Origin of the sequence: Segatella copri, assembly GCF_019249795.2 — a bacterium.
Lineage (GTDB): Bacteria > Bacteroidota > Bacteroidia > Bacteroidales > Bacteroidaceae > Prevotella > Prevotella copri_B.
Genome location: NZ_CP156891.1, coordinates 1695163 through 1709625 on the forward strand (window position 1 = coordinate 1695163; position 14463 = coordinate 1709625).

The 14463-nt window shown below is 46.4% G+C and carries 6 protein-coding genes; all 6 read right to left on the reverse strand.

Annotation, left to right across the window (positions count from 1 at the left end; translation table 11 throughout):
• Positions 1–100: 100 nt before the first annotated feature.
• The 6 genes from KUA48_RS07395 to pulA all read right to left on the reverse strand — a co-directional run bounded on the left by KUA48_RS07395 (position 101) and on the right by pulA (position 14395).
• Positions 101–1912: a bacterial Ig-like domain-containing protein gene (locus KUA48_RS07395; RefSeq protein WP_218432221.1), complete on the reverse strand. Its 1812-nt coding sequence runs from the start codon at positions 1910–1912 to the stop codon at positions 101–103.
• Positions 1913–1997: 85 nt separating this feature from the next.
• Positions 1998–3755, reverse strand: a complete 1758-nt coding sequence (locus KUA48_RS07400) for a RagB/SusD family nutrient uptake outer membrane protein (protein WP_153079998.1) — start codon at positions 3753–3755, stop codon at positions 1998–2000.
• 52 nt (positions 3756–3807) lie between these two features.
• Complete coding sequence (locus KUA48_RS07405; protein ID WP_153094606.1) at positions 3808–7014, reverse strand: TonB-dependent receptor; 3207 nt, start codon at positions 7012–7014, stop codon at positions 3808–3810.
• Positions 7015–7380: 366 nt separating this feature from the next.
• Entirely contained in the window at positions 7381–10371 is a 2991-nt protein-coding gene (locus KUA48_RS07410; RefSeq protein WP_218432222.1) for a two-component regulator propeller domain-containing protein, read from the reverse strand.
• Positions 10372–10492: 121 nt separating this feature from the next.
• Entirely contained in the window at positions 10493–12418 is a 1926-nt protein-coding gene (locus tag KUA48_RS07415) for a glycoside hydrolase family 13 protein (protein ID WP_218432223.1), read from the reverse strand.
• Between the two features lie 24 nt (positions 12419–12442).
• Positions 12443–14395 (reverse strand): type I pullulanase, encoded by a 1953-nt coding sequence (pulA, locus tag KUA48_RS07420; RefSeq protein ID WP_218432224.1) that lies wholly within the window; start codon positions 14393–14395, stop codon positions 12443–12445.
• Positions 14396–14463 lie beyond the last annotated feature (68 nt).

A 14463-nucleotide genomic window follows, 5' to 3' on the forward strand; every position in this document is an offset into this window, starting at 1 on the left:
CTTTATATTTTCTTTCTAATAAAGGCAGGTCTATGGAAGCCTGTTAGCATCAAGACCTACCTTTATTATTATAGTTTTGCCAAAGATTTCTCTTCGAGGATTATCTGCGGTGAGCACGAGTATAGTGCTTGCGAGCAGAAGATGTAGAATCGAACTTCAAGCAGCTGCTATCTACAGTAAAGTCAACATTGACATCATCAGCCTCTACAGGAATATCCAAATAATACTGTGTAGAAACCTGTCCTGTAGTACCAACCATCACTGCCAAAATATTAACCTTACCATTTTGATTGGCTACATAAACTTGTACTTTGGCACCATTCATACCAGCAAGCCAAGTTGCCCATTCACCCTGAGTTCCTGCATGAGAGATACTAGGAGCACCATCACCACCTACAGCGGCGCCCCATCCCCAGTTGTCAGAACGGAACACACCATACTCACTCAAATCAGCCTTGCGGAGGACTATTACATAATTGTTAAAATTAGCAGCTGCGCCATAATTAGTCAGAGAGAATGCACGAACTTCACCAGAAGGGACATGAACATCTGCATCAAGGTGAGCACTCCACCATGGACTAGTGCAATCCTCTGCACCCAAGACTGCAGGGCTAGGGGTTACGAATGTAGCAGCACTCTTCGTTACATTAACATCGAAAGTTGTCTTAACACCATTTTTTGCTGTTACCGTAATAGCACGCTTACCAACCTTCATAGGTACACTAGAGAAAGTTAACTTATCAAGAGCAATGTCACGAGTCTTGCCATCCAAATATGTAGCTTGTACTGCCAAGCCTTTTACATCTAAAGCCAAAGTTGCATTTTCTGGCAATGTTATACCAGAAGCTTCATAATATGTATAGTCAAGACGTTTAGGCGCACTTACTATATGGAGAGCTGTGATAGCTGGCACAACTTCGAATGTCTTCTGTGCAACGATAGGAGTAGAAGCATTCTCGCCCTTGAATGTCTTGTTATAGATGACGATGAGGTTCTTGGTGCCAGAAACATCCATATCGTTGATGGGAGAGAAATAAAGTTCCTTGGCAGGAATTACCTTGGTTATACCTTCCTCGAAGGTTACGGTAGCAGATACATTCTCCATTGCCTTCTCTAGGGGTGTATTCTCGTCTACTTCGGCAGGAACATTGTTCAACACCATAGAAACCGGAGCCTTATCCTGGGCAGATGTATAACCGCCGATAGGTTCTACGTTGCTCTGCATGAAATCGATGTAAGAGCCCTCAGGTACCAGGAAGCAACGGATGTTGGTATTGCTCTCGTCTGCATTCAGATTAGCAATCTTAGATGGCTGAATGTAGGTCTTGGTAACAGTACCATTGGTAATCTTCACCATGAAAGTATCTACACGGGAACGGTCAACCGTCAATGTTACCTTACCACCCAACTTATCTACACCCTTGTCTGTATCAGTTTCAAAGGTGAGATTACTCTGCACGCAGCTTCTGTCGATATGGTCACCCCACTCAGAGTTACCGCTTGGCTGGTTATCAAAACGGATAGCACCATACTCGGTATAACCTGTTCCGCCACGATCCACATCATTGGTGATGACGAGGGCAAAGTTCTTATAGGTGTTAGTCGCAGAAGGATTGATGTTCAGATTGAACACGGCATTCCACTTCTGGTTGTCTTGAACCAAATAATACTTTGAGAATGAAGTCCAAAAGCCTGAAGAGAAATCAGTATTACCTACAGTATAGACATCCTCATTCATACCTACGAGCACTTCCTCTGTAGATTGGTTAGCTTTTTCGATTGAATCAATCTTTTCAGAGAGCCAATCAGGAGAGTTGACGCTAAACATGTCACTTCCCTCACATCCTGTAATCGCTGTCAATGCCATGGCTGCCACGCAGAAGACGGCTGCTAATTTATTTAGACGTTTCATATTATATCCTATTATAAATATATAAATTGTTATTTTGGTTTTCCTATGGGGCTATCCTTAAGACCCCCCATAGGAATAGATATTATTAGTTGCCCAAGTTAACTACAGGATGAACAGTCCAACCTCTTCCGAAGAAATCAGATGAGTTATCCGTATTCGTATTAGCTGAGTTACCTGTCAAGTTAGGGTTATCATTCAACAAGCCCTGATAGATAGGCAGGAACTCATGACCTGGTACGTATGTATCGTAAGAGCTCTTCACCTCTGAATCAACACCTACCAAAGAGTAGCTTACCGACTCCTTTGCCTTGTATGGAGAACGACGGAAGGTTCCGTGCTCCTTCAACTGAGCCAAACGACCCTGATCATAGAAGAATCCCCAACGAATCAAATCGAAACCACGACCATACTCGCAACCGAACTCCTTTGGACGCTCTACATTGGCAATCTGCTCGAAGAGCTTATCCTTGGTATCGAAGTCTGAGAGACTCAAATCCTTCAGGTTGGCACGCTCACGAACCTGGTTAATCCAGTCGATAGCCTGCTGTGTAGGACCGTTCACCTCGTTCTCGCACTCTGCAGCACGAAGCAAAACGTCAGAGTAACGCATCATACGGAGGTTGATACCGCAATGAAGACCGGTTGTCACCTTATCATAAAGGTTGGTACGGAAATTGGTCCACTTAGCGATAGGAAGACCACCATAGTTGTTGTTGGTTATGATGGTATCAGAAGCTGTCATCTCGCTCTTGTAAGCTACGTTACCATTCTCAAAACCAACCCAGTCTGTCTCGTATGTACCGATGGTCCAGTAGAGACGTGGATCCAACTTACCAGCTGTGGTACGCTCCTGCTTGAAGAGGTTGTACAACCATGGAGAAGCTGAGAGGTCTGCCCATCCACCGAATCTACCTGGAGCGAAGTTAGACTCTACGGCATGACCCTGTGTAGCATTAGGACTGGTATTACCAGGAGTCCACTCATCATCTACACCCTGTGAACCGTAGTCGAGATACTGGATTTCGAAGAGGCTCTCGGCATTGTTCTCATAAGCAGAACCCTCACGGAAGTTGTCGCCATAGTTGGCCATCAGCTTGTAAGAGCCATACTTCTTGTTCATGATGTCCTTGAGTACAACGAGTGCATCGCTATACTTATGGCGCTGCATCAGAGTGCGGGCATAGTAGCCGGCAGCAGCACCGCAGGTAGCACGACCCTTTGCCCACTCGCCACCCTCATCACGTGATGGGAGGAGAGTCATTGCCTCTGAGAAGTCCTTCTCTACCTGATCGAGCACATCGTCGTAGGTACTGTTCTTGCCATAGAGACCATCCAGAGAAGAATAGTTGGCATAATCAGTTATCAGCGCAGGATTCTGGTAATATCCTGCCAATGTATAGTATGAATAACCGCGGAGGAAGAGAGCCTGTCCCTTGATTCGCTTCATGCTTTCGCTGAGCGAAGCATCATCGCCTGTGGTACGTGAAAGAATGAAGTTACATACATTAATAGTATAGTAAGCCTCACGCCAAGGCCACATGGAGATTTCATCCGTCACAGGGTCGTTCATGTCATCGAATGGCATGTACCATACCTGTGATGAGTTCCATACCTCATCGCCACGTGTCACATCGAGGGTATAACCCACACGTGCCGAAGAACCTTCCATACGAATATGGTTGTATGCTGCAATAACGCACTCCTCCAGATCATCAGCATTGAAACCGAAGGTACCGGTGGTCTGCTGGTTAGGATTGGTAACATCCAACTTGTCCTCGCAAGATGTGGTAGCCATAGCACCGAGGCCAAGGAAGAGAGCTAATGATAATTTATATAGTTTCATATCAAATGTTCTTTTAAATAATAATGAATCTTATTCTTGTCTATTCTCATTATTAGAATGTGAAATGGAGACCGCACATAAACGTTCTGGCACTTGGGAAAGAGCAGAAGTTATAACCTGGGGTAAAGGTACCGCCAGCGTAGTCTACATTATATCCATGATAGCCTGTGAAGGTGTAGAGGTTCTGTGCTGATACATAGAGACGTACACCACTTACATATCCACCAAACCACTTGTCTGGGAAGTTGTAGCCCAACTCTACGTTGGCTATCTTCCAGTAAGCAGCATTCTGAATCTTGCGAGAGCTGAAGAGGTCGTTCCAGCCTAATGTTGCATTGTTGGCTGCATAGGTGCGTGGAACACTAGAGAGGTAGGTAGAACCATCCTCTGACCAGCGGTTGGCATCCAGCATTCCTACTTCCTTGTTGCCATAGCCGTAGCAAGAGTTCAAACTGTTATAGATATCATCTGATACATGATAATTCAAAACTCCGTAGGTTGAGATGTTGAGGTCGAAACCCTTATACTCCATGTGAGTGCTCAAACCGAAGTTCACCTTTGGAAGACCACTGCCCAATACGGTCTGGTCGTAAGCATCGATTACGCCATCTGGTTCTCCGTTAGGACCTGAGATATCCTTGTAGAGACAATCACCAACATTGGCTCCCTGCTGGGTTGCATGTCCATCAAGTTCATCCTGTGTACGGGCGATTCCCTCGTAAACCCAACCATAGAACTTACCAATCTCCTGACCTACGTAAGTAGCGTATGCACCCGTAATGTATGAATTCTTACCGATACCCAGAGAAGTTACTTTATTCTTCAAGGTACTTACGTTGGCGCTGATATCATACTTGAGGGCATGATCGCGGTTGCGGTAGGTAGCGCTGAACTCGAAGCCACTGTTCTCCATAGAGGCAGCGTTCATGGTTACAAAGGTGTTGGATACACCGGTCTGTGCTGGCACAGGAACTGAGTAAAGCAGGTCTTCTGACTTGTTCTTATACCACTCGGCAGTGAACTCCAAACGGTTGTTGAACATTGCCAGGTCGATACCCACGTTGGTGGTCTTCTTCTTCTCCCAGGCGATATCGTTGTTCACGAAGGTAGAAACGGCAGAACCGGTTACAAGACTGTTGCCGAAGCTGTAAGTCATGTTGTTACGGTTCATGCTAGCCATATACTGGTACTCACCAATGTTCTCGTTACCGAGCTCACCATAGCTGGCACGAATCTTGAACATGTTAACGATGTCGCGGCTGATAGGGAAGAACTTCTCCTTATCGAAGCGCCAACCTAAAGATACAGATGGGAAGGTTGCCCAACGGATGTTCTTGCTCAAACGGGAGCTACCGTCACGACGTACTACTGCAGAAAGCAGATACTTCTCATCATAGTTGTAGTTCAAACGACCTACGTACGATGCCAGACTATGCTTATACTCGTATGACTCAGAGTAAGTATTCTTGGCATTCTGAAGCTGGAGGAAGTATGGCTCAGTGAAGTTGATACCCCAACCAGTCAGGAGGTTGGTATTTTCCTCCTCGTATGTCATACCGGCGAGCAGGTTGATGTTGTGCTTGCCAATCTTGCCATCGTATGTGATGGTATTCTCAACCAAGGCGTCGCTGTAGTTGCGTGAGCCCTTGGTAAGGCGCTCATTCTCCTTGGCAAGATATACACGGTTGCTCTGAATCCAGGAAGGAATCCAGGTCTTATCCTTTGCCTCTGTCTTGCTGTAAGAGAGGTTTACATTATAGTGAAGACCATGGTTCTTGCTCTTGATACCTACCATGCCCAACAAATCTACGTCGGCAGAAGCGGTACCTACGAAGCGGTCAACCAAGGTGTTGCGCTGCAGGAGGTTATTAACCAGCAATGGGTTAGAAGCTGAAATATCACCATGTACGCCATCATAGTAAACACCATAACCGTAAGCATCGTAGCGATAACCGTTTGCAGCACCTACCTTGTCATCGAGAACCCATGTTGACTTATCGTAAGCCTTGATGGTTGGCTGCATCAGAAGTGTACCACGGAGCACGTTGGTTACATCACCATACAGACCCTGGACATACTCTGAGGCATTGGAAAGACCCATGTTGTCCTGGTTAGAGTGAGAGTAAACCATGCTGGTACGAAACTTCACGAACTTGGTGTCCATGGTATTGTTCACACGGGCTGTGTAACGCTCGTAGTTAGGACCTGCACCTTCCAAGGTACCCTTCTGGTTATAGTAGTCGAGAGATACATTATAAGTACTGTGAGAGCTACCACCGCTGAGGGCTACGTTGTGGTTCTGTCGGATACCGGTCTTGAATACCTCGTCAAACCAATCTGTGTTGGTTTCGTCCTGGAAATGATACATTCCATCCTCGCCCATCTTGTAACCGCCAGGCAGAGGAGTGTTGGAATTCTTGCAAGCCTGACCCAGATAGTTGCTATACTGGTCGGCGTTCATTACATCATATACATCGCCAGGAATCTGGTCAACACCAAAGTAACCGGAGTAGTTCACCTTCAGAGGCTGGTCTTTCTTACCATTCTTGGTAGTGATAATAACGACACCATTCGCAGCACGAGAACCATAGATGGCACCCGCAGAAGCATCCTTCAGAATCTGAATGGTCTCGATATCATTTGGAGAGAAGTCACGGATAGTGGTACCCATTGGCACACCATCGATGACATAAAGAGGAGCTGTGCTACCGAAAGAACCGATACCACGAATTCTCACACTAGGATCTGCACCAGGCTGACCGTCTGATGTAATCTGCACACCGGCAACCTTACCTTCAAGCATAGTAGAGATGTTAGAGTTTGACACCTTCTTCATCTCCTCAGCATTTACGATAGATACAGAACCGGTAAGGTCTGCCTTTTTCTGTGTACCATAACCCACTACTACAACCTGGTCGAGCACCTGATTGTCGGCAGAGAGTTGGATAGATTCGATAATGGCACGACCGCGCACTGCAATCTCACGCTCCTTGTAGCCAAGATAGCTCACGAAAAGAGTCGCATTAGCCTTTACTCGAATTTCGAAATTACCATCTAAGTCGGTAACTGCACCAGTCTTGGCATCTTTAGTCTTAACTGTTGCACCAATCAGAGGTTCACCCTGATCATCTACAACATGTCCCTTGACCGTGATCACCTGATCTTGTGCAACTGCAGCCATTGCAGGCATTGGGGTAACAAAAGAAGCACCACCAACAGCACCTAGGCATAGCATCATAGAGAATAATTGTTTCCTCATTGCTTATCAATTTTTAAGTTTATACTTTGTTTATTCTATTTTTAATATTTTTGCTTCGTCCGTTTTTTTTTTAGGTTGCGGATGAAATGATAAATGTCAGCTAAACTAGACATCAACCATCAAATTTCAGTGGCAAAAGTACAATTAACCGGATTATATTGGGTGGACAATTGGGTTTTATAGGTGGACAAACCGCATAAACAGTGGATTTTTAAGGATATTACGTGCTTATCCACCAGTTGTGTACCCACACATACAAAACAAGGGGTTACTTGACTTATATCAAGCAACCCCACGGTTTTATTTTGTTTACTTAACAAATTATCACATCCAGGAACATTATTTCTCCGAAGAATCCAAGGAGAACTATGCCATATCTGAACCCTGAGAATCCAACTGATCCTTATATGCAGTCGGCGAGATACCAAACTGCTTGGTGAAGCAACGGGTGAAATACTTCGGATCGTTGAAGCCTACACGGTAGGCTATCTCCGTAATATTTCGGTTGGAAGTTTTATCAGCCATCATCTTGCGCGAGATGTCGAGACGGTAGTTGCGGATAAACTGGGCTGTTGGTAAACCTGTCTCCTTGGAGAGATTCTTGCTCAGTACACTGCGGGATACACCCAAGGCATCTGCCAGTTCCTGTACACCAAACTCCGAATTATCGTAATTCTTCTCCATCACATCCATCACTTCTTCCATGAATGGACGCATAGTCTCCTCTACCATCTTCCTGTCAGCCTCAATGCTCTTTTTCTGACTGTCCTGATAACGCTTCTGGTTCTGCAGAATCATCTGGATGCGACTCTGCAGCTTTTCTGGTTCATCACTTTCCTTCATCGCTGCCTCGATAGGACGGTACAGAGCCTCAACTTCCTCTTCGCGCATCTTGTTGAGACGGCGCACATAAGCATATTGGAGCAAGGCAATGATACCTATTATAATAAGAGCAACAAACCACCAGCTCTTCCAGAAATAAGGAGTAATCTGAACTTCTACAGAGATCACCTGCTCCTTGTCGGAATTGATAGATGGGATATATTTCACCTCAAACTTATAGTCTCCAGCTGGCAGAGTGGAATAACGCACACTATGCTGACCAGCCTTGAGCTGAACCCATTCATTCTCGTATCCCTTCATGCGATAAAGGTACACGCCCTGTGTCTCGCATCCATAATTGAGCGCTGAGAAAAAGAGGGTGAACGACTTATCACTCTCATGGATACGCAACTTTCTGGCAATAGAAATGTCTTCTTCCAGATAATCGCTGCCGGCAAAGACAGGCTGGTTATCTACCAGAAGTTCGGTAAAGCACAACTTACCCGTCTGATGCACAGAACGGTTTATGCCCTTTACAGCCATCATACCCGCATCGGTGCCCAGGAATATCTCGCCCTTGGCATTGCGGATGGCACCATTGAAATAGAACTGCGAACTGATCAGACCGTCTTCACGGGAGAAACTGCAGAATGCCTCGGTCTTCGGATTGAAGATAGAGAGTCCGTTATCGGTAGCTATCCACAACATACCCTGGTTGTCCTCTACAATACCCTTCACGGTATTGTTGGCTAATCCATTATTCGTGGTATACGACTTCACTTGAGTCTTTCCGTTTTTATCGCTGGTATAGCAATACAGACCGTAGCCGTTACTGCCCATCCATATCTTTCCATCCTTAGCCTGGCAGAAAGACAATATCTTATCGAAGACTCCACTCTTCGGATTGTCGAGTTTATACTGATGATACGTTACAGCGAAATCGCCCTTACCATGAGCACGCGACTTGAGGTCGACCTCTACCATTCCCTGCACACAACCCATCAGGAGTTTGCCCTTTCGGGTTATCAGAGAACCAATGCAGCCGCGCACATTCTGGCATCCCTTGAAAGGTTCGATGAGTTGGCGGCGCTTCATATCATAGAAGAAGAGACCATCATTGGTTCCGAGCCACATACCATCATTGATAGGATCGTAAGCCAAAGCACCGGCAAAGTTAAGTAAATGCTGATGCTTAGCATCTATCACCAGAGGAATAATCTTGCCCGGCTGACTGAGATTCATCACAGCAAAGCCCCTACCCCAGGTACCAATCCAGAGCTGATTGCGGTTATCGGCTGCAAGTACCGAGACGGTATTATGCGGCAAACCGGAATTTGCCACCGTATAATGAACAAAGTTCATGCTGCCTGGAGTCAAGGCATTGAGACCTCCCTCTACAATTCCTACCCACAGGGTTCCGTCAGCTGCCGCATACATGGCATTGACTGCGTTGGGAGAGATGCTGCCTGGGTTGGCGGGGTCGTGACGGTAGAATTCCAAAATCAGCTGACGTGGAGCCAGCTTGATAACACCACCTGTCTCGGAACCTACCCATATCTGTCCGTTCTTAGAGAAAAGACTATTGATAAAGTTGCTGCTCAGCGGATTCACAGCCGTAGCAGTGTTCCAATGTTCTATCTCTCCGGTCTTATCATTGAAGATATCTACGCCACAGAGCGTTCCTACCAGAAGTTTGTTATCTGGAGAAACAGCAAGGCTCGTCACTACTTCGTGCTGGAGCGAATGGTCGGTAGCAGAGCAATGGAATTCCTGCTTTGCACTATTAAACAATCCGCGATTCGTACCCATCCATATCTTGCCATGGTATGAGATGATGGCACCGGCATACCAGCCTTCGAGCGGAGGAAACAGGGATGAGATATTCTTTGCTACGAGCTGATTGTTTTTCACAGAAAACTCGCTCACCACTCCATTGTTGCATAATACAACCGTTCCTCTGCGATAGACATCACAGATTCCGAGGTCGGGAGCATTATAAGGATAGGATGTGGACAAGACGCTGCTCACCTCGCCCTTTTCGTTAAAGTCGAAACGGGTAAGCTGGTTGAAAGACAGCATCCATATATTGCCCTTTGCATCACAATATATTCGGGTGCAAAGGTTCTTGAATACTTTGTTGAGTTGTGCCTCTACCTGGCTGTTCACACAAGGTGGAACAACAGGCTGCATGGTATTGAGGTCGAGCACCTGCGGACCTTCCTCAAAAGCTATCCAAAGACGCTTGAACGGATCTTCGCAGACATTACGGCAACTGTTGCTTCGCAGACTGATTCCTACAGACCCCAAACCGAAGTTCATGAAATTGAAACCATCGTAGCGTACCAGTCCACCACCATGCGTACTGATCCATACGAAGCCGTAAGAGTCCTGAAAGATATCATCAGCAAAATTATTCGGCATACCTGCAGCCATATTGAGATAGCTTACATTATAGCGACTAGGCAGTCCACCTTGCGCCCAACTGCTCAAGGTTATGAAGAATGCTGCTATGATGGAAAAAATGTATCTAATCATTTATCTATATAGGTTATGCTTGCAAAAGTACGAAGAATAATCGAAACAAAAGAATAAATACAAGAAAAAAAGTGCCTATCAGTGTAAAATAACACCGTTAGGCACTTTCTTGAGTTTTTTTCTAGAATTCAAGAATCATGCTCTGGCGAGGACGGAGCTTCACGTTCTTGTTGATAAGAACGGTGCGACCGTTTGTAACATCCGTAGCCTTGTCATGAGAACCGATAATCTCTGCATAACGGGAAACATTCAGTTCGTTTGCCTCGTTCTTGCCGTTGATAACCGTCATCACATTCTTACCCTTATACTGGCGGGCAATTACGTAAACACCCTTCTGAGGACAGAACTGGGTCTGCTTGCCCTTGGTAATCACTTCATTGCCCTGACGCCAGTGCAACAGGTTGCTGAGCCAGTTGAACATCTGGTTTTCTGCCTGTGTTCTGCCCTCTGCCGTAAAGGCATTGTGCTTGTCACCAGCCCAACCGCCAGGGAAGTCCTTGCGTACATTGCCATCGGTTACACTCTTGGTACCATTCATCAGCACCTCTGTACCATAATAGAGCTGAGGAGTGCGGTTGATGGTAAGAAGCAATGACAGCGCCTGCTTCAAAGCCAGGGTATCCTTGCCTTCACCCAGGAAGCGGTCGGTATCATGATTCTCGATGAATGCCATTACGCTCTTTGGATTAGGATAGAGATAGTCGTAGCAGAACACGTTGTAGAGACGGTTCATGCCGTTCCACCAGTCATCGGTCTCTTCTTTCTTTGCACTATTGATGCGGTCGAAGAAGGCGAAATCCATAACGGTTGGCAGATAGCTGTTCTTCTCTGAAAGTTTGCTGTCCTTCTGCCAGGCTGCAGTATAGGCTGGTTCGGTTACCCAAGTCTCGCCTACGGTATTGAAGTGAGGATACTCCTCGCCCAGCACCTTCATCCAGTGTGCCATCGCATCGCGGTCGGCATAAGGATAGGTATCCATACGGATGCCGTCGATACCTGCACTCTCTATCCACCACTCGCTGTTCTGAATCAGATACTTGATAACGTGTGGGTTGCGCTGGTTAAGGTCAGGCATAGTTGGAACAAACCAGCCGTCTACGGTTTCTGTAAGATCTACCTTGCTGGCGTATGGATCAAGTACCGGAGTCAGCTTATAACTGGTCTGCAGATACTTATCGTTCACCTTAGCAGCGCCATCCACCGTACCGATGTTCTTCTGATGCTCGGCAGTCTGATTTTCAGGAGCCAGCCATTCAGGTTTATTGAACCAGTCCTTTGAAGGCATATCGGCAACCCAAGGATGTTCGAAGCCGCAATGGTTGAAAATCATATCCATCACAATCTTCAAACCTTTCTTGTGAGCCTCATCTATCAGCTGCTTATAATCGGCATTGGTTCCGAAACGTGGGTCTACACGATAATAATTGGTGGTAGCATAGCCATGATAGCTGCTGTTCTTGCCGTTACTTGGACTGTCGTTCTCCAAAACCGGGGTAAACCACAGAGCGGTTACACCCAACTGGTTGAAATAATCCAAGTGCTGGCGGATTCCCTCCAGGTCGCCACCATGTCGCAGACTAGGCTCTGCACGGTTGCAGGTCTTATCACGCATCGTCTTAAAGGCATCATTCTTCAGATTGCCGTTGGCGAAACGGTCTGGCATCAGCATATAGAGCACGTCCTCATTTGAGAAACCGATGCGCTTGTCGCCCGCCATCTCACGGTTCTTCAACACATACTTTACCTTCTTCGACTGTTTGCCCTGCTTGAAGTTGAGGGTCATCTCACCAGCCTTTGCCCCATTGAGATTAAGATAAACCAGGAGATAGTTAGGAGAATCAAGGCGGGCGATGCTGTCTACCTTCACACCCGGATAGTCTACCGTTACATCGGCATTCTTGATATCCTTGCCATACACCATCAGCTGGAGCGAAGCATCTTTCATGCCCACATACCAGTCGGTAGGTTCAATGCGGTTCACGTTAACCGCTGCATTCATACTTATTGCACTACTCATAAGCAATAAAGAAGCTATTATCTTTTTCATATTACACCTTATTATATATATAAACTATTTCTGATAAAGTATCAGGGCTGACTGAGGGGCAACCTCAACATCCTTTCCCGAAACAAAGCCTAAGCCTTCCTCGTTAATCACACCGTTGCAGCAAGCCACGGTATAATTACCCTCAGGAATCTGCATCTTCTTTGCCTCCTTATTGAAGTTATAGATCACGATGATGTTCTTCCACGCATCAATGCCCTCCAGATTCTTGAGCTGGAAACCTACGAGACAAGTTTCCTGAGCAGGCAGGAACTCCAGATGCTGACGTACCTTATCGCCTGTTGAAAGACGGAATGCCGGATGATTCTTGCGGAGCTGGATCAGACTCTTGTAATAAGCAAACGCCTGCGGATACTTCTGCAGATTGGTCCAGGTAAACTGGTTGATGCTGTCAGGAGAATTATAGCTATTGTGTACTCCCTTCTTGTCGCGGAGCATCTCTTCGCCGGCAAGGATGAAAGGAACACCCTGTGAAGTGAAGACGCAGGTCTGCGCAAGCTGGTCGATGCGGAGCAACTCGGCAGTACGCATTGCTTCAGGGATATTCTTGTCGGTAAGAGATGCGATGCTTGCCTTCAGACGGTCTACCAGACACATATCGTCATGGCAGCTTACATAACTGATCTGCTCGGTAGGATTGTTGGTCCAAGGCTTCTTGTCATAGTTCACCTTTGTCATATCCACCTGCGGATGGGCGATGCCACCCACAATACCGAACTTCAGACTCTCCTCCTGACCTGTAAGACCAGCCAGGAGCGCTCCCTGATGGTCATCAGAGAAAGGACCACGGAGCGCATCGCGCATATCATCGCTGAAAGCACCGATGCCCTTGAGCTGCTGGGTATTCGCCTTCACCGCCAGTTTCTCGGTAGGATAAGCACAGCTGCCTGCACTCCATCCCTCACCATAAATATAGATGCTGGGATCGATGCGGTTTACCATCTCACGGATAGCCTGCATGGTTTCGATGTCATGAACACCCATCAGATCGAAACGGAAACCATCGATATGATATTCGTCTATCCAGTATTTCACGCTCTCCAGCATAAACTGGCGCATGAGAGGCTTCTCTGAAGCAGTCTCGTTGCCACAGCCTGAACCATCAGAATACTTACCATCCTTGGTTTTGCGATAATAATAATCAGGATAGGTACGCTGGAAATTGCTGCCATTGATATCGAAAGTATGGTTATATACGGCATCGAAAATCACTCGGATGCCTGCCTTATGCAGCGCCATCACCATCTCCTTGAACTCCTTGATGCGGGTTGCTGGAGAATAAGGGTCGGTAGCGTAACTGCCTTCCGGCACATTATAGTTTTTCGGATCATAACCCCAGTTGAACTGCGGTTTGTCGAGTCGGGTCTCATCTATAGAAGCGAAATCGAATACAGGCTGGAAGTGGATGGCGTTGATGCCCAGATTCTTGAGATATTCGATGGCCTTTGGCTCGGTGAGAGCGAGATATTTGCCCTTATATTTCAAGCCGGATGTAGGAGAAATGGAGAAATCACGCACGTGAAGCTCGTAGACAACGAGATCGGCTGGCGATTTCAGGGCAGGACGCACGTCCTGATCCCATCCAGATGGATCGGTATCATACAAATCTACGATGGCGCCACGGTTTCCGTTCACACCTACTGCTTTGGCAAATGTACCTGGTGTTTCACCCTTGCCAATATCAAAGGTATAGAACTTCCCCTTGAGGTCGCCCTTTACTGTAGCCTCCCAGCGTTCATCACCCAACCTCTTCATTTTCAGCGTTTTATAAGCCTTTCCTCCCTGACCTTGCTTATAAAGACGGAGGGTTACAGAAGACTTTTGGGCTGTTGGAGCATTCAGGATAAACATGGTTTTCTCCTTGGAATACATCATCTCATTGAATGTCTGCTGGGCATTCAATGAAGTTGGTAAAACGGTTGCTGTCAATGCTGCAATTATTAGTTTTTGGATATTCATATTGTTAAGTTATTGGTATACAGGATATTAAAGCGAACTGAGCGAAGAAAACTGTGACAGATTATCTA

Bases quoted from the DNA above. Each gene is read 5' to 3' on its own strand.
- KUA48_RS07410 (WP_218432222.1), bottom strand. From the start codon at position 10,371: ATGATTAGATACATTTTTTCCATCATAGCAGCATTCTTCATAACCTTG.
- KUA48_RS07400 (WP_153079998.1), bottom strand. From the start codon at position 3,755: ATGAAACTATATAAATTATCATTAGCTCTCTTCCTTGGCCTCGGTGCT.
- KUA48_RS07395 (WP_218432221.1), bottom strand. From the start codon at position 1,912: ATGAAACGTCTAAATAAATTAGCAGCCGTCTTCTGCGTGGCAGCCATG.
- pulA (WP_218432224.1), bottom strand. From the start codon at position 14,395: ATGAATATCCAAAAACTAATAATTGCAGCATTGACAGCAACCGTTTTA.
- KUA48_RS07405 (WP_153094606.1), bottom strand. From the start codon at position 7,014: ATGAGGAAACAATTATTCTCTATGATGCTATGCCTAGGTGCTGTTGGT.
- KUA48_RS07415 (WP_218432223.1), bottom strand. From the start codon at position 12,418: ATGAAAAAGATAATAGCTTCTTTATTGCTTATGAGTAGTGCAATAAGT.